Source organism: Roseateles asaccharophilus (assembly GCF_004362405.1).
Taxonomy (GTDB): domain Bacteria; phylum Pseudomonadota; class Gammaproteobacteria; order Burkholderiales; family Burkholderiaceae_C; genus Kinneretia; species Kinneretia asaccharophila.
In genome coordinates this window covers 40184-66586 of record NZ_SNXE01000006.1, presented here as the reverse complement: position 1 = coordinate 66586, position 26403 = coordinate 40184, and the positions used below count along the sequence as shown (strand labels likewise).

The 26403-nt window shown below is 67.5% G+C and carries 19 protein-coding genes; 9 read left to right on the top strand and 10 right to left on the bottom strand.

Translation table 11 applies throughout. The features are described 5' to 3' along the window. Positions 1 to 49 precede the first annotated feature (49 nt). Positions 50 to 964 carry a LysR family transcriptional regulator gene (locus DFR39_RS13385; RefSeq protein WP_246030828.1) on the bottom strand — a complete coding sequence of 305 codons (915 nt, stop codon included), beginning with the start codon at positions 962 to 964 and terminating at the stop codon, positions 50 to 52. A 127-nt stretch (positions 965 to 1091) separates the two neighbouring features. On the opposite strand from DFR39_RS13385, the gene DFR39_RS13380 reads away from it, so the two are divergent. Next, positions 1092 to 2273: an acyl-CoA dehydrogenase gene (locus DFR39_RS13380; protein WP_133604081.1), complete on the top strand. Its 1182-nt coding sequence runs from the start codon at positions 1092 to 1094 to the stop codon at positions 2271 to 2273. Between the two features lie 34 nt (positions 2274 to 2307). Here the strand turns inward: DFR39_RS13380 and DFR39_RS13375 are convergent, their stop codons facing one another. Next, on the bottom strand, positions 2308 to 3045 hold the full coding sequence (locus tag DFR39_RS13375; RefSeq protein WP_133604080.1) for a hypothetical protein: 738 nt from the start codon (positions 3043 to 3045) through the stop codon (positions 2308 to 2310). 59 nt (positions 3046 to 3104) lie between these two features. Beyond that, on the bottom strand, positions 3105 to 3710 hold the full coding sequence (locus tag DFR39_RS13370) for a C40 family peptidase (protein WP_409845753.1): 606 nt from the start codon (positions 3708 to 3710) through the stop codon (positions 3105 to 3107). Between the two features lie 373 nt (positions 3711 to 4083). On the opposite strand from DFR39_RS13370, the gene DFR39_RS13365 reads away from it, so the two are divergent. The 3 genes from DFR39_RS13365 to mdtD all read left to right on the top strand — a co-directional run bounded on the left by DFR39_RS13365 (position 4084) and on the right by mdtD (position 9626). Beyond that, positions 4084 to 5979 carry a propionate--CoA ligase gene (locus DFR39_RS13365; RefSeq protein WP_133604078.1) on the top strand — a complete coding sequence of 632 codons (1896 nt, stop codon included), beginning with the start codon at positions 4084 to 4086 and terminating at the stop codon, positions 5977 to 5979. Positions 5980 to 6099: 120 nt separating this feature from the next. Further along, positions 6100 to 8088: a M3 family metallopeptidase gene (locus DFR39_RS13360; protein ID WP_246030827.1), complete on the top strand. Its 1989-nt coding sequence runs from the start codon at positions 6100 to 6102 to the stop codon at positions 8086 to 8088. Between the two features lie 92 nt (positions 8089 to 8180). After that, positions 8181 to 9626, top strand: coding sequence for a multidrug transporter subunit MdtD (gene mdtD, locus DFR39_RS13355; protein ID WP_133604077.1), 1446 nt, complete (start codon positions 8181 to 8183; stop codon positions 9624 to 9626). 16 nt (positions 9627 to 9642) lie between these two features. On the opposite strand, the gene DFR39_RS13350 is transcribed toward mdtD, so the two are convergent. From DFR39_RS13350 to DFR39_RS13335, 4 genes are all read right to left on the bottom strand, one after another. Beyond that, positions 9643 to 10485, bottom strand: a complete 843-nt coding sequence (locus tag DFR39_RS13350) for an HAD family hydrolase (protein ID WP_133604076.1) — start codon at positions 10483 to 10485, stop codon at positions 9643 to 9645. A 10-nt stretch (positions 10486 to 10495) separates the two neighbouring features. After that, positions 10496 to 12238, bottom strand: a complete 1743-nt coding sequence (locus tag DFR39_RS13345) for a PhoH family protein (RefSeq protein WP_133604075.1) — start codon at positions 12236 to 12238, stop codon at positions 10496 to 10498. A 260-nt stretch (positions 12239 to 12498) separates the two neighbouring features. Next, a complete protein-coding gene (locus tag DFR39_RS13340; RefSeq protein ID WP_133604074.1) occupies positions 12499 to 12978 on the bottom strand; it encodes a peroxiredoxin in 480 nt (159 codons plus the stop codon). Between the two features lie 110 nt (positions 12979 to 13088). Continuing rightward, on the bottom strand, positions 13089 to 13469 hold the full coding sequence (locus DFR39_RS13335; protein ID WP_133604073.1) for an Mth938-like domain-containing protein: 381 nt from the start codon (positions 13467 to 13469) through the stop codon (positions 13089 to 13091). A 100-nt stretch (positions 13470 to 13569) separates the two neighbouring features. Here DFR39_RS13335 and DFR39_RS13330 point away from each other — a divergent pair, with 100 nt between their 5' ends. The 4 genes from DFR39_RS13330 to DFR39_RS13315 all read left to right on the top strand — a co-directional run bounded on the left by DFR39_RS13330 (position 13570) and on the right by DFR39_RS13315 (position 18433). Next, positions 13570 to 14796 carry a pyridoxal phosphate-dependent aminotransferase gene (locus DFR39_RS13330; RefSeq protein WP_133604072.1) on the top strand — a complete coding sequence of 409 codons (1227 nt, stop codon included), beginning with the start codon at positions 13570 to 13572 and terminating at the stop codon, positions 14794 to 14796. A 35-nt stretch (positions 14797 to 14831) separates the two neighbouring features. Continuing rightward, the gene (locus DFR39_RS13325; protein ID WP_133604071.1) at positions 14832 to 16142 is read left to right on the top strand and encodes a homoserine dehydrogenase; all 1311 of its coding nucleotides are present in this window, start codon (positions 14832 to 14834) and stop codon (positions 16140 to 16142) included. 105 nt (positions 16143 to 16247) lie between these two features. Beyond that, complete coding sequence (locus DFR39_RS13320) at positions 16248 to 17489, top strand: AGE family epimerase/isomerase (protein ID WP_133604070.1); 1242 nt, start codon at positions 16248 to 16250, stop codon at positions 17487 to 17489. Then, positions 17486 to 18433 (top strand): carbohydrate kinase family protein, encoded by a 948-nt coding sequence (locus DFR39_RS13315; RefSeq protein ID WP_133604069.1) that lies wholly within the window; start codon positions 17486 to 17488, stop codon positions 18431 to 18433. Before DFR39_RS13320 ends, DFR39_RS13315 begins: the two co-directional genes overlap by 4 nt. Here the strand turns inward: DFR39_RS13315 and DFR39_RS13310 are convergent. From DFR39_RS13310 to DFR39_RS13300, 3 genes are all read right to left on the bottom strand, one after another. Then, entirely contained in the window at positions 18426 to 20237 is a 1812-nt protein-coding gene (locus tag DFR39_RS13310) for an ABC transporter substrate-binding protein (protein ID WP_246030826.1), read from the bottom strand. The two genes, DFR39_RS13315 and DFR39_RS13310, sit on opposite strands and share 8 nt — an antisense overlap. Before the next feature lie 11 nt (positions 20238 to 20248). Then, positions 20249 to 21034, bottom strand: coding sequence for a basic secretory protein-like protein (locus DFR39_RS13305; protein WP_133604067.1), 786 nt, complete (start codon positions 21032 to 21034; stop codon positions 20249 to 20251). Between the two features lie 69 nt (positions 21035 to 21103). Further along, entirely contained in the window at positions 21104 to 23836 is a 2733-nt protein-coding gene (locus DFR39_RS13300) for a TonB-dependent receptor plug domain-containing protein (RefSeq protein WP_133604066.1), read from the bottom strand. 270 nt (positions 23837 to 24106) lie between these two features. Between DFR39_RS13300 and DFR39_RS13295 the strand changes: the two genes are divergently transcribed. Beyond that, positions 24107 to 26398, top strand: coding sequence for a GH92 family glycosyl hydrolase (locus tag DFR39_RS13295; RefSeq protein ID WP_133604065.1), 2292 nt, complete (start codon positions 24107 to 24109; stop codon positions 26396 to 26398). Positions 26399 to 26403: the final 5 nt, after the last annotated feature.

Genomic DNA, 26403 nt, shown 5'->3' with positions numbered 1-26403 from the left:
TTGCTGAACCCCTTGCGGGACTTGCTGCCGCGGTGTGTGCCGACGCTCCTCAGCCGCTGCGGCGGGCCGCCAGAAAGGCCTCCCGCAAACCCGCCGCGGAGTCGCGCCGCCAGGCCGCGAAAACATGGCTGCGGTCCATGGTTTCGGCCAGGGGCTTGAACACCGCGCCCTGGATGCCGGCCTCACGAAAGGCCGCGGGCACGATGGACACGCCCAGCCCGCGCGCCACCAGGGACACGACCGAGAGCCAGTGCCGCCCCTCATGCTGCAGACGGGGATAGAAGCCCTGCTGACGGCACATCTCCAGGATGCGGGCGTGATAGTCCGGTGAGCCGCGGCGCGAGAACAGGATGAAGGGCTGGTCGCTCAGGCTGGACAGCGTGAGCCGCCGCTTTTGCGCGGCGGCATGGCTGGCGGGCAGGCAGGCCATGAAGGGCTCGTCGTAGAGGGGGCAGCTGTCCAGGCTGGGGGGCAGGCGGTCGCTGTGCAGCAGGGCCAGGTCCAACTCCTCCTGCAGCAAGGCCTGAATCTGGTCCTGGGAGTTGAGCTCCACGACGACCACCTCCACCCTGGGGTGGGAGGCTTGGAAGGCTGTCAGCCAATCCGGCAGCCCATGGAACAGGGTGGAACCCACAAAGCCCAGGCGCAGCCGGCCGATTTCGCCGGCCTGTACCTCACGGGCCTGGGAGCAGGCCTCCTCGAAGCGGCCCAGGAGCGACTGGGCGCTGGCTTGAAAGGCCAGACCCGCCGGCGTGAGGCGCACGCCCTTGCTGTCGCGGTCCAGCAGGCGTGCGCCCACGGCCGACTCCAGCTGCTGCAGGGCGACCGAGAGCGGTGGCTGGGACATGGCCAGCCGCTGGGCGGCGCGGCCGAAGTGCAGCTCCTCGGCCAGGGCCAGGAAGTAGCGCAGATGGCGCAGTTCCACGCGCTTGAGATCCACGGCGGCAGGGGCGGAGAGTGTCATATGTGCTGCCTATTGTTGAATGGCTTATTCGTATTGGACACGAATGGCTGCACGCGGAATACTGGCAGCCATCAAGCCGGCGCCCGCTCGCGCCCGGCGCATGGCATTCACGCAGGAGACTTTCACCATGGCCAGCAACAAGGCACGATTTCAATGGGACGATCCGCTGCTGCTGGAGCAGCAGCTCAGCGAGGACGAGCGTGCGGTGCGCGATGCGGCCCGCGCCTACTGCCAGGACCGCCTGGCCCCGCGCGTGCTCGAGGCCTTCCGCCATGAGAAGACCGACGCAGCCATCTTCCGCGAGATGGGCGAGCTGGGCCTCCTGGGCCCCACTATTCCCGAGCAGTACGGCGGCGCCGGCCTGAACTATGTCTGCTACGGCCTGATCGCCCGCGAGGTGGAGCGCGTGGACTCGGGCTACCGCTCCATGATGAGCGTGCAGAGCTCCCTGGTGATGGTGCCCATCAACGAGTTCGGCAGCGAGGCCACCAAGCAGAAGTACCTGCCCAAGCTGGCCAGTGGCGAGTGGATCGGCTGCTTCGGCCTGACCGAGCCCAACCACGGCTCCGACCCCGGCTCCATGATCACCCGTGCCCGCAAGGTGGACGGCGGCTACGAGCTCAGCGGCGCCAAGATGTGGATCACCAACAGTCCCATCGCCGACGTCTTCGTGGTCTGGGCCAAGGACGACGGCGGCCAGATCCGCGGCTTTGTGCTGGAGAAGGGCTGGAAGGGCCTGTCTGCCCCGGCCATCCATGGCAAGGTGGGTCTGCGTGCCTCCATCACCGGCGAGATCGTGATGGACAAGGTCTTCTGCCCCGAGGAGAACGCCTTCCCCGAGGTGCGCGGCCTCAAGGGCCCCTTCACCTGCCTGAACAGCGCCCGCTACGGCATTGCCTGGGGTGCCTTGGGTGCTGCCGAGTTCTGCTGGCACACCGCGCGCCAGTACACCATGGACCGCCAGCAGTTCGGCAAGCCCCTGGCCGCCAATCAGCTGATCCAGAAGAAGCTGGCCGATATGCAGACCGAGATCACCCTGGGCCTGCAGGGCTGTCTGCGTCTGGGCCGCATGAAGGACGAGGGCACGGCCGCGGTGGAGATCACCTCCATCATGAAGCGCAACAGCTGCGGCAAGGCCCTGGACATCGCCCGCATGGCGCGCGACATGCTGGGCGGCAACGGCATCAGCGACGAGTTCGGCATTGCCCGCCATCTGGTGAACCTGGAGGTGGTCAACACCTACGAGGGCACGCATGACATCCATGCCCTGATCCTGGGCCGTGCGCAGACCGGCATCGCCGCCTTCTGAGCGCCAGCGTGTGGCGGTCCCGGCCGGGGCCGCTTCAGCGCGCCGCCGGAGCGCTCAGCAGGGCCTTGGCCGCCTCGATGCGCTGGGCCAGGGGCGCGCTGGCGTCATTCATCACCTGCAGCAGGAACTGCCGGGGGTCTTCGATGCGGCCCGTGCTGGCAGCGCCGGCGCCAGTGGCCGCCGGGGCCGACGCCGCCGGTGAGGCCGGTGCATCCGGTGCCGCCGCGGGCGCCAGCTGGGCCAGGGCTGCGACAAAGGCCTCGGGCTTGATCGAGGCCAGGGTCTTGAGCAGATCGGCCTGACCGTCCTCGCTGGGCGGCAGGTCCAGCCAAGGCGTGTCGGCGAACACCGGGGCCAGGTCCGCGGCCACAAAGGCCGACCAATGACCTTCAGCGCCGGACTGCTCCGCCGGCACCCGGGCCGCGTGGCGCGTGCCTGCGGCTTCGGTCCGGGGCAGCAGCTCCAGGCGTTGAGCGCTCAGATCGGCCAGATAGCGGCGCTGCAGACCTTGCAAGAAGCGCTGAGCCTGACCCAGATCCACCGCCTGGGCCAGTGAGAACCAGAGCTGGATGGCATCGCGCCCCGAGACGGCGATGGCGGGTGCGGGCAGGTCCAGGTCTTGCTGGACGCCGTTCCAGACCTGGCCCAGCCGGCTCCAGTCGGCCGGGGCGCGCAGTGCTAGCACCAGCGCCCGGCTGTGCCCTTCGGGGCTCAGCAGGCTGTCAGCGTCTTGCAGATACAGGCGGGAGAATTCGGCAGTCAGTCGGCTCATGGCGATGCGGCAAGAGAGGCATCACTGTAGCGGAGCCGCGACCGCGGTCGCGAGGGCATTCAGTTCAGCGCCGTGGCGCTCACACCCTTGTCGGCACCGAGGTCGGCGCGGCGTGCGCCGGTGAAGCGCTTGGCCCAGTAGGCATCACGCATGTCTTCCACGCGCACCTTGCCACCGGCCCGCGGAGAGTGGATGAACTTGCCGTCGCCCACATAGATGCCCACATGGGAAAAGGTGCGGCGCATAGTGTTGAAGAACACCAGATCGCCCGGCTTGAGCTCGTCCTTCTTGATGGGCAGCAGGCTGGAGAGCTTGGCCTGTTCATCGGCGCGGCGCGGCAGCACCAGCCCCACGCTCATCTCGAAAATATGGCGTGTGAAGCCCGAGCAATCGAAGCCGCTTTCGGCGGAGTTGCCACCCCGCTTGTAGGGCACGCCCAGGAAGTTCATGGACGAGAGCACGAGTTCCGAGGCCTTGTCCCGCACCTGGCCCAGCAGGCCTTCGTTGGCGGCCTGTCCCAGGATGCCGCGCTCGATCAGGAAACGGCTGACCACATCGCTGGCGGGCTGGGCGCTGCCCTGTGAGGCCGCGGCCTGGGCCGGCAGCGCCGCCGTGGGCAGCTGCTGCGCCTGTGCCGAACCCAGGAGCAGCGCGCACGACAGCAGCAAGCCGCCAGCCCGCGTAAGGCTGTGCAGTCGCTGTCGAGGGGCGGCAGAAGGGGCGGCGCGGCTGGCGTCGAACATGGTGGTCGGCGCGCAGCTTAGGCGGGGGCGTTGCAGACGGTCAAGCGATATGGGTGGGCCCTGCGGGTAAGTCCCCGGGCCTCTCGTGAAAATTCAGTACAAACCCGAATTTGAACACAGGAGGGGGCCGAAGCCGCCCCTGCAGGGGCTTGAGCCTGCGCAAAGATGTTTCAAGTCATCAGGGCAGCGTGAAGAATGTCGCGAGCGGGTCAGGCTGCAGTCAGTGCATCTGCCTGAAATATGAAACCGAGCCGTAACCCGCGTGCCACTACGAGATGCTTCAGGAGACAGTGCGATGACGAATCAGGTTCGGGATCCCTATCAAGACTTCCATGAGCGTTCGCTGCGCGATCGCGATGCCTTCTGGACCGAGCAGGCCGCGCTGATCGACTGGCAGCAGCCTTTCGAGCAGGTCTGCGACACCTGCCGCCCGCCTTTTGCGCGCTGGTTCGTGGGTGGGCGCACCAATCTCTGCTACAACGCGGTGGACCGTCATGCGGCCAAGCGCCCCGAGGATCGTGCGCTGATCTGGGTCTCCACCGAGGTGGAGCAGGAGCGGGTCTACAGCTTTGCCCAGCTGCAGCGCGAGGTGGAGCGCATGGCCGCCATCCTGCAGGCTCAAGGGGTAGGGCAGGGCGACCGTGTGCTGATCTATATGCCCATGATTCCCGAGGCGGCCTTTGCCATGCTGGCCTGCGCACGCATAGGCGCCATCCACTCGGTGGTGTTCGGCGGCTTTGCCAGCGTGTCCCTGGCCAGCCGCATCGAGGATGCCAGCCCGAAGCTCATCGTCAGCGCCGACGCCGGCAGCCGCGGCGGCAAGGTCGTGCCCTACAAGCACCTGCTGGACGAGGCCATCACCCTTGCGGCCCACAAGCCCGAGGCCGTGCTGATGGTGGACCGCGGTCTGGCGCCCATGAGCCTGGTGGCCGGACGGGACCTGGACTACGCGGCCCTGCGCGAGCAACATCTGGACGCCCGCGTGCCCTGCGCCTGGCTGCCGGCCGAGCATCCCAGCTACACGCTCTACACCAGCGGCACCACGGGCAAGCCCAAGGGCGTGCAGCGCGACACCGGCGGTTATGCCGTGGCTCTGGCGGCCAGCATGCAGCACATCTTCTGCGGCCGGCCCGGCGAGACCTATTTCAGCACCAGCGATATCGGCTGGGTGGTGGGCCACAGCTACATCATCTACGGCCCCCTGCTGGCCGGCATGGCCACGCTGATGTTCGAGGGCCTGCCCACCCGCCCCGATGCTGGCATCTGGTGGCAGCTGGTGGAGAAGTACCGGGTCACGGTGATGTTCAGCGCGCCCACGGCGGTGCGCGTGCTCAAGAAGCAGGACCCGGCCTATCTGACGAAGTACGACCTGTCCTCGCTGCGCGCGCTCTTCCTGGCCGGTGAGCCGCTGGACGAGCCCACCTCGCGCTGGATCTGCGAGGGTCTGGGCAAGCCCGTGATCGACAACTACTGGCAGACCGAGACCGGCTGGCCCATCCTGACCGTGGCCCACGGCGTGGCGCCCACGCCCACGCGCTTCGGCTCGCCCGGCCGGGCCATGTATGGCTATGACGTGCGCCTGCTGGACGAGAACACCGGCGAGGAGCTGCGCGAGCCCAACAAGAAGGGCGTGCTGACCATTGCCTATCCCCTGCCGCCGGGCTGCCTGCAGACCGTGTGGGGCGACGACGAGCGCTATGTAAAGACCTACTGGTCCAGCATCCCGGGGCAGCAGGTCTATTCCACCTTTGACTGGGGCCTGCGCGATGCGGACGGCTACTACTTCATCCTGGGCCGTACCGATGATGTGATCAATGTGGCCGGCCATCGCCTGGGCACGCGGGAGATCGAGGAGAGCATCGCCAGCCATCCCAATGTGGCGGAGGTGGCCGTGGTGGGTGTGGCCGATGCGCTTAAGGGCCAGGTGGCCATGGCTTTTGCCGTGCTCAAGAACCCGGCTGTGGACGCGCTGCAGGAAGAGGGCGCCATCATGAAGCAGGTGGACCAGCAGCTGGGCGCCGTGGCGCGGCCGGCGCGGGTGCGCTTCGTGAACGTGCTGCCCAAGACCCGCTCGGGCAAGCTCTTGCGCCGGGCCATCCAGGCCGTGTGCGAGGGCCGCGATCCGGGCGACCTGACCACCATCGAGGATCCCAGCGCCCTGCAGCAGATCCGCGAGCTGGTGGCGAACTGAGGCGTCGCCGCACTTCGCTCCCTTGCTTTGGCCGTCCGTCGCAAGGCGGGCGTGCCTGCCCTCGGCCCGGCGGCACAATCGCCGCGCGTGCCGCAGCCTTGCGGCAAGGAGCATAAGAGCATGAAGATGAAGATGCATGGCCGCTTGCTGCTGGGCGGCCTGGTGGCACTGGGCGCGTCACAGGCCCTGGCACGTGGGCCGGCCCCGGCAGCCCTCCCGATCTACCAGAGCGCCCCGGCCGTCAAGGCCGCCTGCGACAAGGGCTTGCTGGCCGCGCAGCAGCGCCTGAAGGCGCTGGAGCGGCGCAAGGTCGATGCCTCTTGGTTGGCGGCCTTCGATGACTTCTATGCCTTCCAGGAAGACACCCAGTACCCCCTGGACTTCATGCTGCATGTGCATCCGAGCAAGGCGGTGCGCGAGGCCGCGCAGGCCTGCTCCTTGCGCTGGGCGGATTTCTCGTCCAGCTTCAGCCAGAACGAGAAGCTCTACAAGGCGCTCAAGCGGGCGCCCACGGCCGACGCCATCGACCGCGAGCTGGTGATTGCCGCCCTGGCCGCCTTCGAGGATGGGGGTGTGGCCTTGCCGCCGAAGCAGCGCCAGCGCGCCAAGCAGCTGTCGGATCAGCTGACCGAGCTGAACCAGCAGTTCGACAAGAACATCCGTGATGCCGGCATCAAGCTGGCATTTGCCGAGGCGGAACTCAAGGGTGTGCCCGCTGCGGTATGGGAGAAGGCGCCGCGTGATGAGCAAGGGCGTGTGGTGCTGGGGGTGGACTATCCCAGCTATGTGCCCGTGATGCAGAGCGCGGAGCTGGAGACCACGCGCGAGCGCATGTGGCGCGCCAAGGTGAACGAGGGGGGCGAGGCCAATCTGCAGCTGCTCGACCAAATCGCCGCCAAGCGGCGCGAGTACGCCGGGCTGTTTGGCTTCAGCAACTACGCCGACTTCAATCTGCGTCGCCGCATGGCCAAGGACGGCGCCACCGCCCAACGCTTCCTGGACGATGTGAAGAGTGCGGTGGTGGAGGGCGAGCGCAGCGATGTGCAAGCCCTGCGCCAGGCCAAGGCCGAGCATCTGGGGCTGGCGCCCGAGGCGGTCACGGTGCAGCGCTGGGATGCCAGCTTCTACACCGAGCGCATCCGCAAGCAGCGTTTCAGCGTCGATCAGGAGGCCTTCCGTCAGTACTTCCCGCCGCAGGAAAGCCTGGCTTTCACCCTGCGTGTGATCGAGAAGATGATGGGCGTGCGCTACACCCCGGTGAAGGTGAAGACCTGGCATGCCGAGGTTCTGGCCTACGCGGTGAGCGATGTGGCCAGCGGCAAGAGCCTGGGCATGCTCTATGTGGACCTGTATCCGCGCGAGGGCAAGTACAACCACGCCGCGGTCTGGCCGCTGCGCAGCAGCGCCACCCGCATCCAGCGCACGCCCACGGCGGCCCTGGTGGTCAACTTCGACCGTCAAGGCCTGACCCTGGACGAGATGGAAACCCTGCTGCATGAGCTGGGCCATGCGGTGCACAACAACCTCTCGGCCACCCGTTACGCGGCGCAGGGCGGCACCTCGGTGATGCATGACTTCGTCGAGGCCCCCTCGCAGATGCTGGAAGACTGGGTCTATGACAAGCAGGTGCTCAAGCTGATGCAGGAGGTCTGCCCCGGCTGCAAGCCGGTACCCGACGCCCTGATCGATCAGGCCGTGGCCGCCAAGGGCTTTGCCAAGGGCAGCTTCTATGGCCGTCAGCACCTGTATGCCAGCTATGACCTGGCCCTCTATGGCAGCGAGCCCCAGCAGGCCCTGCCGCTGTGGGCCCGCATGGAAGGCGCCACGCCCCTGGGCCATGTGCCGGGCACCATGTTCCCGGCAGGATTTGCGCATATTGCGGGCGGCTATGGCGCCGGCTACTACGGCTATCTCTGGAGCCTGGTGCTGGCCATGGATCTGCGTACGGCCTTTCAGAATGGCAACAAGCTGAACCCCGAGGTGGGCAAGCGCTACCGTGACATCGTGCTGGGCAATGGCGGCCAGAAGCCCGCGCCGGAGCTGGTGCGTGAGTTCCTGCAGCGCGACAGCAACTCCAAGGCCTTCTTCGAGGAACTGCGCAAGCCCTGAGCCTGTCTGGAGCCTGCGCATAGCGCCCGTCCGGCCCCGGCCCGGCGGGCTTTTTTCTGGGCGAGCCCGGGAGCGAACGCGATACTTGCGCCATGTCCCAGACCGACTCCGAGCGCCCCGAGCTCGACGCTGCCACGCGCCGCTACCTGCCCTGGGTGGTGGCCCTGGCCTTCTTCATGCAGACCCTGGATGTCACCATCCTGAACACCGCCTTGCCGGGCATGGCGCGGGACCTGGGGGTGGACCCGCTGCGCATGCAGTCGGCCATCGTGGCCTACCTGCTGACCGTGGCCATGCTGATCCCGGCTTCGGGCTGGCTGGCCGACCGCTTCGGCACACGCACCGTCTTCCTGTGGGCCATCGCCCTGTTCAGCGGCGGCTCCCTGGCCTGCGCGCTCTCGCCTTCGCTGCCCGCCCTGGTGGCGGCCCGGGTGCTGCAGGGCGTGGGCGGGGCTCTGCTGGTGCCGGTGGGGCGGCTCACGGTGCTGCGCGCCTTTCCCAAAGATGAGTTCCTGCCGGTGATGACCTTCATCGCCCTGCCGGGCTTGGTGGGGCCCTTGGTGGGACCGGCCCTGGGCGGCTTTCTGACCGAGTACGTCAGCTGGCACTGGATCTTCCTGATCAATCTGCCCGTGGGTCTGCTGGGCGTGCTGGCCAGCCTTCGCTACATGCCCCAGCTGCGCTCCAGCGCGCCGCGGCGTTTCGACGGCAGCGGCTTTGCGCTTTTCAGCGCCGGCCTGGTGCTGCTGTCCCTGGCTCTGCAGGGGCTGGGCGAGCATGTGATCGGCACGGCCATCGGCCTGGTGATGCTGGTGGCGGGTCTGGCCTGCATGATGGCGTACTGGCTACATGCGGCGCGCACGCCCGAGCCTCTGTTCGAGCGCGCGCTGTTCAGCATCCCGACCTACCGCATCGGCCTGATCGGCAATGTCTTCGCCCGCCTGGGCAGCGGGGCCACGCCTTTTCTCACCCCGCTCTTTCTGCAGCTGGGTCTGGGCTACTCGCCTAGCGCGGCGGGTCTGATGATGGTGCCCACGGTGGCCGGGGCCATGGCCAGCAAGACCGTGGCCATACGCCTGATCCGCGCCTGGGGCTACCGCCGCGTGCTGGTGCTCAACACCGTGCTGCTGGGCGCCATGATCGCCAGCTTCGCCCTGGTGCCGGTCGGCGGTCCGGTCTGGGCCCTGGCCCTGCACCTGGCCTTGTTCGGCATGGTCAACAGCCTGCAGTTCACGGCCATGAACACCCTGACGCTGGGTGAGCTGGACGCGCGCACCGCCAGCAGCGGCAACAGCCTGCTCTCGGTGGTGATGCAGCTCTCCATGAGCCTGGGCGTGGCCACCTCCAGCGCGCTGCTGCTGCTGTTCTCGGGCGGTGTCGGGGTGGGGCCGGGGCACCAGGCGGGCGTGCCCCTGATGTCGGCCTTTCGCGGCACCTATCTGGCCATCGGCGTGATGGCTGCGCTGGCGGCCTTCATCTTTGCGCAGCTGCGTGCGCACGAGGGCTCGGCCGAGGCCGGCGAGAGTCTGCAGGACTGAAGGTCCAGACCCGGGCTCAGGCGCCGCGGCGCCAGTCGCTCTCCAGAAAGCGCAGCACGCTGTCCTCGTGATTGGGGCCGATCACCTGGCGCGCCGCCTGCTTGACCGCCTCGATGGCATTGCCCATGGCAATGCCGCGGTGCGCGGCCCGCATCATGGACACATCGTTGATATGGTCGCCAAAGACCACGATCTCGCGCTCGGCCAGTCCGTAGCGCTGGGCCAGGGTGTGGATGGCCTGGTCCTTGGTGGCGCGCCGGTCGTGCACGGTGAGCCAGGGCCATTCGGGCAGGTAGAGGTCTTCGTTCAGATGGGTCTGCACCGCCTCGCCACACAAGGCCTCGATCTCGGCCTGCAGGGCTTCCAGGGGCGCGTGCCGATCCACCACCACCAGGGTGACGAGCGGGTCGCGCAGCTCCTGCTCCAGGCGCGGTGTCTGGCGCAGACGCGGATCGCCATTCTTGATGCGCTCGTCCACAAAGGCCTGCTGGCCGGCGTTGTGCGTGCTCTGCCAGAAGAGCTGGTCGCCCTTGGGGCCATGGGTGGCGCAAAAGGGCGTGAGCCCGTGGCGCCGCACCAGGGCGAGCAGGGCCTGGCCCAGCTCAGGCGCCATGGCATGCACCAGTTCGTGGCGGGCGCTGGCCATATCGCTGAGGTAGGCGCCGTTGGAGGAGATCACCGGCAGGCGCAGCGGCAGGCCCTCCAGCAGGCGCTGGATGGACACCACGTGGCGGGCGCTGGCCACCGTGAAGACCAGGCCCTCATCCAGCAGGCGGGCCAGGCCCGCCCGCGTGGCGCTGGAGAGCTGGCCGCTGCGGTCCAGCAGGGTGCCGTCCAGATCACTGACGTAGAGACTCACGCCGCAGGACTCACAGCACTTCCGAGGCGAAGTCGGCCAGGCGCGAGCGCTCGCCGCGGGCCAGGGTGATGTGGCCGCTGTGGGCCCAGCCCTTGAAGCGGTCCACCGCGAAGGTCAGGCCCGAGCTGCCCTCGGTGAGGTAGGGCGTGTCAATCTGGGCGAGGTTGCCCAGGCAGACGATCTTGGTGCCGGGGCCGGCGCGGGTGATCAGGGTCTTCATCTGTTTGGGCGTCAGGTTCTGCGCCTCGTCGATGATGACGAACTTGTTCAGGAAGGTGCGCCCGCGCATGAAGTTCAGGCTCTTGATCTTGATCTTGCTGCGCACCAGGTCGTTGGTGGCGGCGCGACCCCATTCGCCGGCGCTGGAGTCGCCGCGGGCCAGCACTTCCAGGTTGTCGTCCAGGGCGCCCATCCAGGGGCTCATCTTCTCTTCCTCGGTGCCGGGCAGGAAACCGATGTCCTCGCCCACCGGCACGGTGACGCGGGTGACGATGATCTCGCTGTAACGGCGCTCATCCAGCACCTGGGAGAGGCCCGCGGCCAGGGTCATCAAGGTCTTGCCGGTGCCGGCCGTGCCGGTCAGGGTGATGAAGTCGCAGTCCGGGTCCATCAGCAGATTCAAGGCGAAGTTCTGCTCGCGGTTGCGCGCGGTCACGCCCCAGACGGCGTTCTTCTGGTGGCCGTAGTCCTTGAGCGTGCGCAGCACCGCGGTCTTGCCGGTGATCTCGGTGACCTTGGCGTAGAGCGGTGCGGCGCCCGGCGCCTCCAGATAGACGAACTCATTGACCAGCAGCGAAGGCACCAGGGGACCGCTGATGCGGTAGTAGGTCAGGCCGCCTTGCTGCCAGCTCTCCATGGTCTTGCCATGGCGCTCCCAGAAGTCGGCGGGCAGGGCCTGCACGCCGGTGTAGAGCAGGTCCGAATCCTCCAGCGTCTTGTCGTTGCGGTAGTCCTCGGCAGCCAGGCCCAGGGCGCGGGCCTTGATGCGCATATTGATGTCCTTGGACACCAGCACGACTTCGCGGTCCGGCTGCTGCGTCTTGAGCGCCTGCACCACGCCCAGGATCTGGTTGTCCGCCTTGCCCTGGGGCAGGCCCTGGGGCAGGGGGGTGTCCAGCAGCTGGGTCTGGAAGAAGAGCTTGCCGCCGGCCTCGCGGTGGCCGGTGCCGTCCAGCGGCAGGCCCTGGGCCATCTCTTCCAGGGTGTGCTGCTGCAGGCTGGCGGCCAGGGCGTCCAGGTCGCGGCTGACCTGGCGCACATTGCGCGCGACCTCGGTCATGCCCTTCTTGTGCCCGTCCAGCTCTTCGAGCGTGATCATGGGCAGGTAGATGTCGTGCTCCTCGAAGCGGAACAGCGACATCGGGTCGTGCATCAGCACATTGGTGTCCAGCACGAAGAGCTTGGGCTTGCTGGCGCTGCGGGCCTTGGAGGCCGGCTTGCTCTTGGCCGCGGGCTTGGGCTGAGGGCTGGTCGGTGCCGGGGGCTGAGCCGGGTTGGCCACGGTCTGCGCCCGTGCCGCCGGGGCCGGTGCGCTGACGGGCTTGCGAGCCGAGGGCTGCGCGGCGGGCGCGGCGCTGGCGACCGGCGGCAGTGCGGGCGGTAGCGCCGCAGCGGCGCGCTTGCTCGCGGTCTTGGGACTGGCTTTGCCGGCCGGACTTGGGGCCGGGGCGGGCTTGCTCACCGCCAGCGTGGCGGCAAAGGCGGAGGGCTCGAGGAGGCTGGCGCGCTTGGTCGGGGGCTTGGGCAGTGGCATGTGATGGCAGGCAGGACCTGGAACTCAGGGCCCGGGGTTCAAAGGCAAAAGATAGGTGGCCGCGCTCCAAAAGCAAAAAGCCGCGCAGCGTGCTGCACGGCTTTCATCGCGTTGGGAGGCAGGGGAGCACCAGGGCATGGGCTCGATTATGCACAGCGGGGGTGACACCGCGTGCGGCGCTGCGCCCATGCAACAAAGCCGGTGAGGCCCTGGGGCTGCACCGGCTTTGCGGGGATACTGGCGAACTGATGTCGCTGGGATTAGGCCGCGTCCTTCTTGAGCGACTTGACGGCCTTGAGGACCTCGTCCACATGGCCGGCGACCTTGATGCCGCGCCACTCTTCGCGCAGGATGCCCTGGGCGTCGATCAGGAAGGTGGAGCGCTCGATGCCCTTGACCTTCTTGCCGTACATGATCTTGTTCTTCACCACGCCGAACATGTGGCAGAGCTTCTCTTCCGTGTCGGCGATCAGCTCGAAGGGCAGCTCCAGGTTCTGCTTGAACTTGTCGTGCGAGACCATGTTGTCGCGCGACACGCCCAGCACCACGGCGCCGGCCTTGACAAAGTCTTTGTGGCGGTCACGGAACTGCATGGCTTCGGTCGTGCAGCCCGGGGTGTTGTCCTTCGGGTAGAAGTACAGCACCACGGCCTGACCCAGGAAGGCATTCGGCGTGAACTTCACGCCGCCGGTGGCAAGAGCTTCAATTTCCGGGAGGGGTTTGTTGAGCGCTGGCGTCATGAGGCGTTCTGTAGTGAGTGTGCCCGAAAGGGCATAGCCGCTAATTATACGGTGAACGGCAAGCCCCACCCGCCCGGCCGGGCCCGAGGTCTGGCGAGTGCGGTGTCAGCTCAGCCCTGCGCCTCGATCAGCAGGGCCGCCAGCACGCTGCGGCCCTCGCTGGCCAGCACGTTGTAGGTGCGGCAGGCGGCCGCCATGTCCATGGTTTCCACGCCGATGCGCGCGTCAATCAGACAGCGATAGATGGCCGGGCGCAGAAATCGCAGCCGGGCTCCGCTGCCAAACACCACCAGCTCGGGTTTGAGCGCCAGGATGCGCTCGAAGTGGGCCTCGCCGAGATCCTCGAAGCGCGCCGCATCCCATGCCTGGACCTCGCCGCGCCAGGGCACAAGCAGGCTGCGCTGGTGAACCTGACCGTTGACCCAGACCTTCTGGCCTTCCTGGCGCGAAATGCTGTTGCCGCCTTGCTGCTCGTCGAGTTGGAACTTCATGCTGTGCTGCTGCGGGTTACGCCCGATAACGGCGCAAACCCTGTGTTTAAATCGCGGGTTCTTCTTTGTCCGATCTCATCCCTCATCAGGAGCGTCCGTCTTGAAGCCCATTGCCAAGTCCAGCAAGCTGGCCAATGTCTGTTACGACATCCGTGGGCCCGTGCTCGACAAGGCGCGGCAGATGGAGGAAGAGGGCCAGAAGATCATCAAGCTGAACATCGGCAATATCGCCGCCTTCGGCCTGGAGCCCCCGGACGAGATCGTGCAGGACATGATACGCAACCTGCCGGCGGCTGCGGGTTATACGGATTCCAAGGGCCTGTTCGCGCCGCGCAAGGCGGTGGTGCACTACTGCCAGGAAAAGAACATCCGCGGCGTCACGGTGGACGACGTCTATCTGGGCAACGGCGCCTCCGAGCTGATCGTGATGGCGCTCAACGCCCTGCTGGACAACGGCGACGAGGTGCTGCTGCCCGCGCCCGACTATCCGCTCTACACCGCGGCGGTGGCGCTCTCCGGCGGCAATCCGGTGCATTACGTGTGCGACGAGAGCAGCGACTGGTTCCCGGACATCGACGACATCAAGTCCAAGATCACGCCCAACACCAAGGCCATCGTCGTCATCAACCCCAACAACCCGACGGGTGCGCTCTACCCGGAGAGCCTGTTGCGGGAGATCGTCGAGATCGCGCGTCAGCACCAGCTGATCATCATGGCCGACGAGATCTACGACAAGACGCTGTACGACGGCCATGTGCACACCAGCATTGCCTCGCTGGCCGACGATGTGCTGTGCCTGACCTTCAACGGCCTGTCTAAGAACTACCGCTCTTGCGGCTACCGCGCCGGCTGGATGATCGTCTCGGGCGAGAAACGCCATGCCAAGGACTACATCACCGGCCTCAATATGCTGGCCTCCATGCGCCTGTGCGCCAACACGCCGGGGCAGCTGGCCATCCAGACCGCCCTGGGCGGCTACCAGAGCATCAAGGACCTGGTGGCCCCCGGTGGCCGCCTGTGCCGCCAGCGCGATCTGGCCTATGAGCTGCTGAGCCAGATTCCTGGCGTCAGCGTGGTCAAGCCCAAAGCGGCGCTGTATATGTTCCCCCGCCTGGACCCCAAGATCTATCCGATCGAGGACGACCAGCAGTTCGCCTACGAGCTGCTGGCCGAGGAAAAGGTGCTGATCGTTCAGGGGACGGGCTTCAACTGGATCGCCCCCGATCACTTCCGCCTCGTGTTCCTGCCCAACTCCGACGACCTCCAGGACGCGGTGGGCCGCATCGAACGGTTCCTGGCGCACTACCGCAAGCGCGCCGGCCGTTGAAGAACGAACCTAATCCAGACGAATTGAGACTCCAGATGAAAGCGATCAAAGTCGGCCTCTTGGGCATTGGCACCGTGGGCAGCGGCACCTTCCAGGTGCTGCGCCGTAACCAGGAAGAGATTCGTGGGCGTGCCGGCCGTGGCATCGAGATCGCCATGGTGGCCGATCTGGACCTGGCCCGCGCCAAGAGCATCGCGGGCGACGCCTGCGAGGTGGTCGATGATGCACGCAAGGTCATCGCCAACCCCGAGATCGACATCGTGGTCGAGCTGATTGGCGGCTACGGCGTGGCCAAGACCCTGGTGCTGGAGGCGATTGCCGCCGGCAAGCATGTGGTCACCGCCAACAAGGCCCTCTTGGCCGTGCATGGCACCGAGATCTTTGCCGCCGCCCATGCCAAGGGCGTGATCGTGGCCTTCGAGGCCGCGGTGGCCGGTGGCATTCCCATCATCAAGGCGCTGCGCGAGGGGCTGACGGCCAATCGCATCGAGTGGATCGCCGGCATCATCAATGGCACCACCAATTTCATCCTCTCGGAGATGCGCTCCAAGGGCCTGGACTTTGGCGTGGTGCTCAAGGAGGCTCAGCGCCTGGGCTATGCCGAGGCCGACCCCACCTTCGACATTGAGGGTGTGGACGCTGCGCACAAGGCCACCATCATGAGCGCCATTGCCTTCGGCATCCCGGTGCAGTTCGACAAGGCCCATGTGGAGGGCATCACCAAGCTGCAGGCCGCCGACATCAAGTACGCCGAGCAGCTGGGCTACCGCATCAAGCTGCTGGGCATCGCGCGCCGCCGCGAGGCCGGCATCGAGCTGCGCGTGCACCCGACCCTGATCCCGGCCCAGCGCCTGATCGCCAATGTGGAAGGCGCGATGAACGCGGTGCTGGTGCAGGCCGATGCCGTGGGCACCACGCTCTATTACGGCAAGGGCGCCGGCTCCGAGCCCACCGCCTCGGCCGTGGTGGCGGACCTGGTGGACATCACCCGCCTGCACACCGCCGACCCCGAGCACCGCGTGCCGCATCTGGCCTTCCGCCCCGATGCGATGAGCGACACGCCCATCCTGCCCATGGCCCAGGTGGCGACGAGCTTCTACCTGCGTCTGGTCGTGGCCGACCAGGCCGGCGTGCTCTCGCGCATCACCACCATCCTGGCCGAGCACGACATCTCCATCGACGCCGTGCTGCAGCGCGAGTCCGGCGAGGGCGAGAAGCAGACCGATCTGATCATCCTGACCCATGAGACCCTGGAAGGCCGCATGGACAAGGCCCTGACCCAGATGCAGGCCCTGGAAACGGTGCTGGCGCCCATCGTGCGCATCCGCAAGGAAGAGCTGGCCTGAGTTTCCCTGGGGGGCGGGCTGTAGCAATCCTCGGGCCGCCCTGGGCTGGCGCGGGGCGTCGGCTGGCGTGTAATAGCGGCTTGATCGACCGCGCTTTCCCAGCTCATGCCCGTTCCTCCTCAGCCCGACTTCCGCCAGCCAGTGGCCTTGCTGGCCCATGTGCGACACACGCTGGACTTCTACGATCCTCGCTGTGTCGACGCGAGCGGCGGCTTCTTCCACTTCTACCGTGATGACGGCCAGGTCTATGACCGGCGCCAGCGTCACCTGGTCAGCAGCACGCGCTTCATCTTCAACCAGGCCATGGCCTGGCGCGAGTTCGGCGAGCGCCGGCATCAGGACGCCATGCGCCATGGACTGGAGTTCCTGCGCGGCGCCCATCGCAACCCGCAGACCGGCGGCTATGCCTGGCTGCTGGACTGGCACGAGGGCCAGGCCCGGGTGCTGGATGGCAGCAACCATGCCTACGGCCTGGCGTTCGTCATGCTGGCCTATGCCCACGCATTGATGGCCGGCGAGCTTCATGCGCGGGCCTGGATCGATGAGACCTGGGCCCTGATGGAGCAGCGCTTCTGGGAGCCGGCTGCGAGGCTCTATGCCGACGAAGCCAGTGCCGACTGGCGCGAGCTCTCGCCCTACCGCGGGCAGAACGCCAATATGCACGCCTGCGAAGCCTTGCTGGCCGCCTACGAGGCCACCGGTGAGCAGCGCTATTTGCACCGCGCCGAAACCCTGGCGCGCGCCATCACGCAGCGCCAGGCCGCGCTTGCCGGCGGCCTGATCTGGGAGCACTACCGCCCGGACTGGTCGGTGGACTGGGACTACAACCGCGAGGACAAGAGCAATATCTTCCGGCCCTGGGGCTACCAGCCCGGCCATCTGACCGAATGGGCCAAGCTGCTGCTGATCATGGAGCGCCATGCCGCGCATCTGGCCGGTCCCTCGGACTGGCTGCTGCCGCGCGCGATCGAGCTGTTCGACGCGGCGCTGCAGCGCAGCTGGGACGCCGAGCATGGCGGCATGGTCTATGGCTTCGGCCTGCAGGGCGAGGTCTGCGACAGCGACAAGTACTTCTGGGTGCAGGCGGAAAGCCTGGCCGCCGCGGGCCTGCTGGCGCTGCGCACCGGCGAGGCCCGCTTCTGGGACTGGTACGAGCGGCTGTGGGCCTACAGCTGGCAGCACATGATCGACCACCGCCATGGCGCCTGGTTCCGCATCCTGCGCGCTGACAACAGTGCCTACAGCGACGAGAAGAGCCCGGCCGGCAAGACCGACTATCACACCATGGGTGCCTGCTACGAGCTGGTGGCCGCCTTCAGGGCAGCTTCCAGGGAGACGGGCGCATGAGCGCGCAACTTCATCCTGCGTGCGATGCCGCCTTGCCGCGCTTCATCGCCTTCGGTGAGGCGCTGACCGATATGGTTCGCTGCGGCGATGGCGATCAATGGCGCAGCAGCTGCGGCGGCGCACCCTGGAACGTGGCGCGCGCCGTGGCCCGTCTGGGCATGACGAGCGCCTTCGCCGGCGCGGTCAGCGCCGACGTGCTGGGCCAGGCTTTGTGGTCTGCCAGCGCGGAGGCCGGTCTGGATCTGCGCTTCCTGCAGCAGCTCGAGCGGCCGCCGCTGCTGGCCCTGGTCTACCAGACCGATCCCCCGCGCTATTTCTTCGTGGGGGAGAACAGCGCCGATCTGCATTTCGACGCCCGGCATCTGCCGACGGGTTGGCCGCAGGCGGCGCAGTGGGCGCTGTTCGGAGGCATCAGCCTAGCGCGACCGCCGCTGGCCGAGCAACTGCTGCAGCAGGCCCAGGCCTTCAAGGCCGCGGGCGGACGCATCGCCTACGACCCCAACTTCCGCGTGGCGATGGACGCCCGCTACGACGCCATGCTGGAGCGCATGTGCCGGCTGGCGGACGTGATCAAGGTATCGGACGAAGACCTTTGCGGCCTGTTCCGCTGCGCCGACCCGCGCGCCGGGCTGGCCCGGCTGCGCGCCTGGAACCCCGAGGCGCTGGTGCTGCTGACCCTGGGCGCCGCCGGCGCGGAGCTGCACCTGGGGGCGCAGACGCTGCGGGCTCGCGCGCCGCGCATCGAGGTGGTGGACACCGTCGGCGCCGGCGATGCCTCCATGGCCGCCTTGCTGTACAGCCTGATGCAGGCACCCCAGGCCGGGGCCGAGCAGCATCTGCGCAGTGCCGTGGCGGGCGGCACCCTGGCCTGCCTGGGTGCGGGCGCCTGCCCGCCCACGGCCGGCCAGCTCCAGGACTGGCTCGGCCGCATCGAGCTCAGCTGAGCTGCCCGACCTCCACGTACTGCCACCAGTCGCTCCAGAACAGGGGGCGACGGTAGCCGCTGACCCAGGGCTGGGTCAGGTCGTTGCTGAGCAGGTGGGCCGTGATCTTGTAGGGCGCATAGGCCACGGCCAGGCGCTTGGCCTGCAGGAACAGGGCCTCGCGCTCCGGGCCGTCGGGCAGGGCCTCCAGGCGCTCGTAGACGGCATCGAAGGCGGGCAGGGCGAAGCGCGAGACATTCTGCGAGCCGGCCTGCGCCCCGTTGTAGCGGGCGAGCGCAGCCAGACCGTCGGGGACATCGCTCTGCACCGCGAAGCCCCAGATCATCAGCTTGCCGGCGCGCGCCGCCTTGAGATGCTCGGGGAACTTGGCCGGCAGGAACTTCACCCGCAGGCCCAGGCGATGCATATTGATGCGCCACAACTCGTCGGCCTGGCGGGCGCCGCTGTCGGGCGTGGTCGCGATCTCCAGGGTCAGGGGCTGGCCATCGGGCCGTTCCCGCCAGCCGTCGCCGTCCCTGTCCTTGTAGCCGTAGGCATCGAGCAGGGCGCGCGCGCGCGCCGGATCGAAGCTGCTCATCTCGCTCTTGAAGGCGGGGTCGTAGCCGCTGGTGTGCGGCACGATGGGCGATTGCGCGGGCACACCCTGGCCGCGGCGCAGCAGGCTGATATTGCGCTCCACATCGATGCCCAGGCTGATGGCGCGCCGCAGTGCGATCTTCTCGGGCTCCAGGCCGCCGATCACCGGATGCGTCATGCCGAAGAAATAGAGCGAGCAGTCGGCATTGAGCTGGCGGTGCAGGCGGATGCCGCGCTTTTGCAGCTGCGGTGCCAGCTGGCCATGCTGGATCGCGTGGGGAATGAAGGCCGCCGGCACGCCATCGCCCGGAGCCGCCATCACGTCCAACTCGCCGTTCAGGAAGCTCAGCCAGCGCGGCTGATCCTCCTCGATGATGGCGATCTCCACCCGCTCCACCAGGGGCAGGCGGCGGCCCGCAAAGCGTTTGAGCAAGGCCTGACCCTCGGCATCGTCGGCGGCGGGCTCGCCCGTGTAGAAGCGTTCACGGTACTGCGGGTTCTTCTCCAGCACGATGCGCGAGCTCCGCCGCCATGCGGCCAGGCGGAAGGGCCCGGTGCCCACCGGATGCGCGTCCACATCGCGGCCGTAGGTTTCGACGACCTCGCGGGCCACGGCCCCGAAGATGTCCGAGCTCGCCAGGCGTTCCAGCAGGCGCGGACGCGGCGCGCGGCAGCGGATCTGCAGCGTGTAGCGATCCAGCGCGCGCAGGCCCTCGATCTCACGGTCATAGTCGAAGGGTGCGCCAGCCAGGGCGGCGGCGCGCAACTCGTCCATGCCTATCATGCCGGCCGTCAGCACGAAGGGCAGCATGGGCGACATCCAGGCCGGGTCCGCGATGCGCTTGAAGCTGTAGACATAGTCGGCCGCCACCAGCTCGCGCCGGCGCCCCTTGAAGGCGGGGTCCTCGGCGAAGTAGATGCCCGGCCGCAGTCGGATGGTGAAAGTGCGGAAGTCGGCGCTGATCTCAGGCAGCGCGGCGGCGGTCAGGGGCTGGATCTTGACCGGCCGGGCCAGGTGGTCGTAGCCGTACAAGGCCTCGAAGATGTGGCCGGTGACCGCGCGTGAATAGCCGTCCGAGATGCGCGCCGGATCGAAGCCGGTCTCGGCAGCCTTGAAGGCCAGGCGCAACACGCCCGAGGCAGGCACCGACGCGGCAGCCTGGGCGTCGGGCCACAGTCCGGTGCCGACACCGAGCGCGGCGCTGAGAAGTAGTTGGCGACGCTGCATACCCATGCCGCTCAGCGCTGCGTCTGACTCGGGTTCTGCGCCACCCAGACCTGGTACTCGCTCCAGAGCTCGTCGATCCGGCCGCCGGCGGTGCAGGCGGCCGTCGCGGCCTCCCAGCTCCAGGGCGTGACCTGCCCGCTGGCCGGGCCATTGGGGCTGGCGCTGGCGTTGAAGCAGATACCGAAGTCCCGGAAGCCCTTGTGCTCCTCCAGCCAGGCGAAGAAGAAGGAGGTGGTCTTGTAGCCGTCCTTGAAGCTGCCGCCGGTCTTGCGGTGGCGGGGCGGCTGGTAGCCGGCCTTGTAGCGCACCAGGTCGGCCACGCCTTCGATGGCCTGGGGAGCCATGCCGGTGTAGTGCTGGTAGGCGTGCGTCATCTCGTGGAACAGGATGCCGCGCACTTCCTCGGCCACATTGCCGCCATCGGCGGCGTATTTCTCGAGGTAGTAGGCGTTGACATTGACGGTGATGCGCGGCGGCTCGCCGGCCTTCCAGGCAATACCCTTGGGCTCATTCTCCCAGCGCTCGATGCGCAGCTCCAGCGTGGAGAAGGCCGGCACGTCGGCCGGGTTCTTGTAGAGGGTTCGGGCGACCTTGCGTGCGATGTCGTGCAGATAGGCCTGGGGATCGGGCACCAGGGCGGCAAAGGCCTTGGCCCCCGGTGAGGCGTCCGGGCGATAGTCCAGCGTCGGGCTGGCAACGCGGGTCCAGGCTTCGTCGTGCTGGGTGGGGCTGGCACAGGCGCCGAGTGCGGCCGCCAGGACCAGGGCGGCGATGCGTGCGGAAGGCGTGATAGGCATGGTGGTGGGGATTGTCAATGAGCGCGCTCCGCGGGGGCGGGGCGCTTTGTGGTGGCGTGCTGCTGGCGATCAGTAGCGGTAGCGGGCGCTCAGCTGCACATAGCGCCCCATGGAGCTGTGCAGGCCGCCGAAGATGCGCTGGCTGCCGTCGTCGATATTGAGCGGCGGGGTCTTGTTGAACAGGTTGTCAACATGGAGCTGCAGCTCCAGTCCCTTGACCAGGCCCTTGTGGCGCACCGCGAACTCGTAGGTCGAGAAGGCCGGGATGCGGCACCAGTCGGTGGACTTGTTGTTGCGCTTGGCGGTGGCGCAGTAGTCGCTGCGCTCCGGATTGCTGCTGTTGAACTTGCCCACCGTGCGGCGCTGCAGGCCCAGGCCCCAGTTGCCCAGGCTCCAGTCCACGCCCAACTCGTAGCGCAGCTGGGGCTGGCCATAGATGCCCTGGGTTTCTTCCCAGCGGGCTTGCGGCGTCTCCTTGCTGGCGAAGTTCAGCACATAGGTGCCCTCGGCCTTGAAGTCGAAGCGGCCCCAGCCTTCGGTGCGCAGCGACTTGCGTGCCTCGAAATCCAGGCCGTCCGTGCGGGTCAGGGCCAGATTGCGCTTGATGGCCTTGATCAAGCTGATCTTGCCGGCCTTGTACTCGGGCGGGTCCAGCGGGTCCAGCGGGGCGCGGATCACGGCGCCGGGGAACTTGTCCGGATTGTCCAGGATGTACTGGGGGTTGGCGTCCACGATCTCGTTATCGCGCTCGATCTTCCAGTAGTCCAGCGTGAAGCTCAGGCCGGGCAGGGGCTCGTAGCCCAGGCCCAGGAACCAGCTCTTGGCCTGCTCGGGCTTGAGTGCGGGGTTGCCGCCGTTGGCCACCACGGGGAAGGCGTCGCAGTCACTGCCCACGCAGCGCTGCGGGTCCCGGACCGAGCCAAGGCTCTGGATCTCCAGCGGTCGCACCTCCAGCACATTGGGCGCGCGGAAGCCGCCGGCATAGGTCGCGCGCAGCATCAGCTCGGCAGCCGGGCGCCACTTCAGCGCAAGCTTGGGCTTGGTGGCGCCGCCAGCGTCGCTGTAGCGGTCGTGGCGCAGCGCCACCTGGGCTTCAAGGGTCTTGAGCAGGGGGATGCTCAGCTCGCCGTAGGCGGCGTTGACGCGCCGGCTGATGTCCCAGCCGTCCGGCATGGTGACGATGCTCAGGAAGGCGCCGGTGCTGGCCAGCGGGTCAAGCTTGGCCCAGTAGGACTCCTTGCGGCTCTCGACACCGAGGGCCAGACCCACGGAACCGGCCGGCAGCTTGAAGACCTTGGCGTTGGACACTCGCGCGTCGACGGTCTGCAGGCTGGTGCGGAAGGCGTCGGTGGTCTTGCCCTGCAGGCTGTCGAGCAGGGACTGCGGGTTGGGGCCGCCGAAGCGGTAGGCGCCGCTTTCAATGGCCTTGTGGACCGGGTCCTTCAGCAGCTCACCCACGCGGGTGGCATCGGCGCGGGCGCGCTGGACGCTCAGGCCGGTGTCCCAATCCCAGTCGCCGAAGCTGCCGCGCAGGCCGGCGTTCAGGTTGCGGTACTCGCTCACCACATGGGCACCAGCGCCGCCCACATCGGCGAAGTTGTAGGTGATCTGGGTGGCCGCGATATCGTCCAGGCTGAAACCGGCGGGCAGATCCGCTGCCTTGGGGTATTGCGGGTGATTCGGGCCCAGCTTCACTTCATTCCAGGGCCCATAGAGCTCGGGAATGCGCCGCACATCGGCCGTGTTGCGGGTGGCGGTCAGGGCCACGAAGCCTTCGGTGCTGTCGTTGATGAGGAAGCTGGCGCGGCCGTTGAAGGCCAGCCGCTCCGATTCGCTGCCGGCCTGGGTCTGGGTGTCGTGGAACTCGTCGAACCAGCAGGCCTTGCCGCCGAAGATCGGGTTGGGGTGCTCGTACAGGCGTGCGGCATCGCAGGCCTTGTTGAGCGGGATCAGCAGGGTGCGCACCTGCTTGCGGCCGGTGACGGGGTCGTCCTTGGGGGCCTTCAGCGGCAGGTTGAGATTGCCGTAGGTGCTGTAGCGGCTCAGGTCATTGAGCCAGCCCCAGGGGCGTGCATCGCGATTGCCGATGTAGCTGTCCTTGCGGCGCCCCTGAAAGTAGGGGTCGCGCTGCGAGAGCTCGACGTTGCCCCAGACATTGAAGCCCTGCTCGCGGAGTTCGCCGAAACCGGCCACTGCCGAGACGGTGCGCCGGCCGGCGTCCTTGTACTTGGACTCGCCGACCTGCAGATCCAGGTCCAGACCCTGGTAGTTGTCGCGCAGGATGAAGTTCACCACGCCGGCGATGGCATCCGAGCCGTAGAGCGCGGAGGCGCCATCGCGCAGCACTTCGATGCGCTCCACTGCATGCATGGGCAGGGAGTTGAGGTCGCCGAAGAACTCGGCGCCGGCCGCGCGCGGATAGTTCACCAGGCGGCGACCGTTCACCAGCACCAGCGTGGACTGGCCGCCCAGGCCGCGCAGGTTCATGCTTTGCGCGCCCGGCGTGTAGCCGCTGAGCTGGTTCTCGTTGATGTTGAGGGAGCCCTGGATGCTCAGTTCGCGCATCAGGTCGCCTACCGAGGTGTTGCCGGTGCGCTCGATATCTTCACGGGTGAAGACGGTGACGGGCGCGGCACCCTCCTTGTCGAGGCGCCGGATGTGGCTGCCGGTGACGAGGACGCGCTTGAGTTGCACGGCCTCGGCGTTGCTGCTGGGCGTTGTCTCGGTGGCTTGCGCCAGGGTCTGGGAGGCCTGCAAGCTCAGCAGGGCCGTCACGGCAAGGGTTATCGGGCGGGGGTTCATCTGTCGTCCTCCAATGTTCTAAGACACTGCCTTCTTGGCGGGGTGGGCTGCGATCTTCGGAGGACGACCCGCGCTTGGCGATGGAGAAGAGCTGGGGGCGGGGTGCAGGATTCCTGGGTGTGCCGTGCGAGTGCGGATGCGAGGATGAAAACTGGGGCACAGGCTCAGAAAGTATCGGATGCCGCCTCGCGGGCTGCTGATTAGGATGACGTCACTTGCGGCGAGTGCCCTGGAGCCTGCCGCCCAACCCAGAAGAACACCCTGCGATCCATGTCCATCTTTGCCGCCCGCGCCCTTGCCGCTCCTGATTCGCCCAGCGCCGCTGTCGACGTCTTCATCGGCACGGGTGGTGATGGCCACTGCCATCCCGGCGCGACCCGACCCTTCGGCATGGTGCAGCTGGGTCCGGATACCGCCCATCGCTCGCACCGTGAGAGCTATCCCTGGTGCGCGGGCTACCGCTACGAGGACGAGTCCATCCTTGGCTTCTCCCACACCCATTTCTCGGGCACCGGCCATGGCGATCTCGGCGATGTGCTGCTGATGCCCTTCACCGGCGCGACCCGGCTGGAGCCAGGCTATCCTGAGCGCGCGATGAGCGGCTATCGCTCGCGCTTCTCGCACGAGTTGGAGCGCGGCGAGCCGGGTTACTACGCGGTGCGCCTGCTGGATCATGAGATTGATGTGGAGCTGACGGCGTCTGAGCGCGTTGGCCTGCACCGCTATCACTACGGCAGCGGCATCGCCGGCAAGCTGCTGCTGGATCTGCGCACCAGCCTTTACGACCACAAGGACAAGAACCAGTGGGCGCGTCTGCGCCTGCGCGGCGATCGCCTGGTGACCGGCATGCGCCAGACGCGCGGTTGGGCGCCGGGGCGCCAGCTGCACTTCGCCATCGAGTTCTCCCAGCCCCTGCTGCGCAGCGAGCTGCACAACACCGAGGACGGCATCGCCTACCGAGGCTTTCGCACGCCGGGCCGTGCGCCGCAGGACAAGCGGGTGCTCGAAGGCACCAAGCTGCTGGGCGTGTTCGAGTTCGGCGCTGAACTGCCGCAGGGGCAGCTGCTGGTCAAGGTCGCGATCTCGACCGTCAGCGAGGATCAGGCCATCGCCAATCTTGCCGAAATGCCGGGCTGGGATTTCGACGCCGAGCGCCGCGCTGCGGCCGCGGCCTGGGACGAGGCCCTGGGCGTGCTGGAGATCGAGGCCGACGAGGCCATGCGCCGCAATCTCTATACGGCCCAGTACCACGCGCTTCAGGCGCCCAGCCTGTTCATGGACCTGGACGGCCAGTACCGCGGCCCGGACAACCAAGTGCACCGCGCCGAAGGCTTCCGCTACCACAGCACCTTTTCGCTGTGGGATACCTACCGTGCCCTGCATCCCTGGCTGCTGCTGTGCCAGAGCGAGCAGCGCAACAGCGACTTCATCCAGTCCCTGCTGGTCTCGCAGGCGCACAGCCCGCACGGCATCCTGCCGGTCTGGCAGTTCCACGGCCTGGAGACCTGGTGCATGATCGGCTACCACGCCTTGCCGGTGATCGCCGACGCCTGGCTCAAGGGCGTGCGCGGCTTCGATCCTCAGCGTGCGCTGCAGGCCATGCGTGCCAGCGCCGAGTACGCGCCATATGGCGGCATCGGCGACTACCTGCAGTACGGCTACGTGCCCTTTGATCTGGAAGGCGAGGGCGCGTCCAAGACCCTCGAGTACTCCTTCGACGACTGGACGCTGGCGCGCATGGCCGAGTCACTGGGCGAGGCCGAGACCGCCGCCACCTACTACCGGCGCGCCCAGAGCTTCCGACATCTGCTGGATCCGCAGACCGGATTTGTTCGCGGCAAGAGCAGTGCCGGTGAGTTCCGCCTGCCCTTCGATCCCACGGCCGCCGGCTACGGCAGCGACTACACCGAGGGCAGCGCCTGGCAGTACTCCTGGTACGTGCCGCACGACGGCGCGGCCCTGGTCGCGAACCTGGGTGGCGATGCAGGCCTGGTGAAGCGCCTGGACGAGATCTTCGAGGCCGAGACCAATGCCAAGATGTACTCGCATATGGAGGACATCGCCGGCCTGATCGGCCATTACGCGCATGGCAACGAGCCCAGCCACCATATCGCCTACCTCTACGCCTTCGCCGGCGCACCCTGGAAGACCCAGGCGCGGCTGGCTCAGATCGTGCCCAGCCAGTACAAGAACGGCGCAGCCGGTCTGGCCGGCAACGACGACCTGGGCCAGATGTCGGCCTGGCTGCTGTTCAGTGCCCTGGGCTTCTACCCCGTGGCGCCGGGCAGCAACGAGTACGTGATCGGCCGGCCCTTCGTGCGTGCGGCCCGCTTGCGGCTGCCCAACGGCCGGGTGTTCAGCGTGCGCGCCGAGAACTACGCCGAAGAGAACGTCTATGTCGGACGTGTCACCCTCAATGGCCGCGAGCATCACAGCAGCGTGCTGGCGCATGAGGCCCTGGCGGCGGGAGCGGAGCTGGTGTTCCATATGCAGGCCGAGCCCAACAAGGACTGGGGTGCGGCGCCCGCTCAGCGCCCCTACACTCAGACCCCCTATCGCTGAGGTCC